Annotated in this window: 1 protein-coding gene; it reads left to right on the top strand. The window is 66.7% G+C overall.

Annotated elements, in window-relative coordinates:
• Positions 1–62: 62 nt before the first annotated feature.
• A partial coding sequence (locus ACXJKJ_RS30975; RefSeq protein WP_457395390.1) for a TonB-dependent receptor plug domain-containing protein occupies positions 63–629 on the top strand: 567 nt, incomplete at its 3' end.

The raw sequence follows: 629 nt of genomic DNA, 5'->3' as shown, positions 1-629 counted from the left end.
AGCCTTGCGGAAACGGTGGCAGGGGTCCGCCGCAATGACTTCGTACCCGTAGGAGGGACGCGATGAAGCGCAAGTATTTGAGTCTGGCGATCGGTTCGGTGCTGGTGTCGGCACTCTCCTCGCCGGTGGTGTGGGCGCAGGACGCGACTCCTTCGGGTGCCACCAACCGGGACGCCAAGGCGACCAACCTGGGCACCGTCACCGTCACCGCGCGCAAGCGCGAGGAAACGCTGCAGTCAGTACCGGTCGCCGTTACTGCCTTCACCGCCGACGCGCTCGACAAGCTCAACGTCGAGGATCTGTCCGACCTCGACGCGCTGGTGCCTAACCTGACCATCTACGCCGCGCGCGGCTCCAGCAGCACCGTCACCGCCTACATCCGCGGCATCGGCCAGTCCGATCCGCTATGGGGCGTGGACCCGGGCGTGGGCATCTACCTGGACGATGTCTACATCGCCCGTCCGCAGGGCGCGCTGCTCGACGTGTTCGACGTCGACCGAGTGGAAGTRCTGCGTGGCCCGCAGGGCACGCTGTACGGCAAGAACACCATCGGCGGCGCGATCAAGTACCTCTCGCGCGGGCTGCCGCACGCGTTCGACGGCAACGCCTCGATCACCGTGGGCAACTAC

The sequence above is a fragment of the Roseateles sp. P5_E1 genome (genome assembly GCF_054049335.1).
This window is presented reverse-complemented; position numbering and strand designations above follow the sequence as displayed.